2 pseudogenes are annotated in these 1,634 nt (G+C 72.2%); one reads left to right on the plus strand and one right to left on the minus strand.

Annotated features, from left to right (window positions below):
* Positions 1–61 precede the first annotated feature (61 nt).
* Positions 62–1,543, minus strand: a pseudogene (locus tag ABZ749_RS34905) (hypothetical protein); the annotation flags it as partial.
* Between ABZ749_RS34905 and ABZ749_RS34910 the strand changes: the two are divergent.
* Positions 1,514–1,634, plus strand: a pseudogene (locus ABZ749_RS34910) (alanyl-tRNA editing protein); the annotation flags it as partial. The pseudogenes ABZ749_RS34905 and ABZ749_RS34910 overlap by 30 nt on opposite strands.

A 1,634-nucleotide genomic window follows, 5' to 3' on the forward strand; every position in this document is an offset into this window, starting at 1 on the left:
GACCAGGCAATCCGATATAGCTTTATTGTTGAGTGTTGTTCAGATGTTTGATCTTCCGTTCTGTCAGCCCGGTCGGCGCCTTCGGCGCCACCCGCAGCACCAGCGGCCGGCTCATCCCGCCGTCGCGGTGGCCGGCGAGTTGACTGTGCCAGCGGTACTCCCAGCCCAGGTTGACCAGTTGGTTGACCACGGTGGCCGGTCGCCCGTCGATCGGACTGATCGGCGTCGACCCGGTCCGCGCTCCGGCCGGACGACAGGGGTCGAGCAGCCGGACGCTGTCTCCCAGTTTGAACGGCAGCACCGGCGCGACCGGGCGCAGCGCCACCACCACGTCCTCGCGGGGGTTGACCCGGATGACCCCCTTCCAGCCCAGCTCCGTGCCGTGCGGGAGTCGCAGCGTGCCGTCCCAGCCAACCCGGTTGATCACCTGCACGTCGCAGCCGGCGACGTGCAACGGCTCGGTCTGCCGGACGTTGCCGCTGATCCGCCAGAGCTGCGTGCCGTCGGTGGGGGAGCCCACCGGCACGGCGGGGTCGGTGGCGAAAAGCACCTCGGTGACCGGGTCGGTCGTACCGAGCGGCAGCGTCGTCGGGTTGAGCGGCCCGGCGTGGGGGTGCCCGACGCCGAGCCGGCCCGCCGACCGGCCGTGGTCCGGCTCGAAGATCTGCTGCGCGGCTTTCACCGCGATCGGCAGGGTCACCGGGCCGGTGCCGGCCGTCGGCGTGAACGTCACAGTGGAGGCGTGCACCGGCACCGTCGTCTGCGCCGGTGTCCGGGTGCCGAACGCCCTGTCGTACGCCGGCTGCGGGACGATCGGCGGGCGTTGGCTGGCCGCGTACGCCAGGGGCAGCCGTTCGCGCAGCCGGCTCAGGTCGTACGGCGGCTCGGGCGTCCCGGTGACCCGGAACTGGAGCAGGGTGCGGGTGTTCGGGCCGTACCCCGGTTCGGTCGAGGGCGGGCCGCCCTCGGCGCTGCGGTCCGGGGCATCGGTGTGCTGGTCGTAGCGGCTGTCGAAGCCGGGCAGTGGGGCCGGAGCGTCGTTGTAGAGGATCAGCGTGCTACCCGGTGGCACGGCCGTGAAATCGACGAGCACGTCGGCCCGTTCGCCCGGGGCGAGCAGCACTGTGTGTCCGTCGACGTTCAGCACGGTCGGGTCGAGCCGGTCGTAGCGGTAGCCGATCGGTTGGTTCGGCAGCACCACCGGTGCCGGCAGGAGGCCGGCCTCGTTGCCGATCTGGATGAACTCCGGGCCGGCGGCGCGCGGATCCGGCACACCGCCGTCGCGTCCGTCGGTGGGCCACCCCGCCGGACGGTCCGCCGCCCGCGCGGCTGGCACCATCGGCACCTCACCGGCGTCGGGGTCGGCGAGCGCCCCGTCGGCCGTCCACATCGCCGCGTCGGAGCAGGCGCGGTAGAGCTGAAGGTTGAGGCTGCGGTCCAGGCAGGCATTGAGGATCCGGAACCGGTACGCGCGTGGCCGCACCTCCAGGTACGGGTAGGCGACGCCGTTGACGAGCGGGGTGTCGCCGTACGCCTCGGGCACCGTTCGGCGTTCTACCCGGGCGGTGGTGGCCAACCACCCGACCACGGTGTGCTGCTCTGGCAGGGCGTGCAGACCCGGATCGTCGGCACTC

The sequence above is a fragment of the Micromonospora sp. NPDC047753 genome, from assembly GCF_040642735.1.
In the GTDB taxonomy this organism is placed as follows: domain Bacteria; phylum Actinomycetota; class Actinomycetes; order Mycobacteriales; family Micromonosporaceae; genus Micromonospora.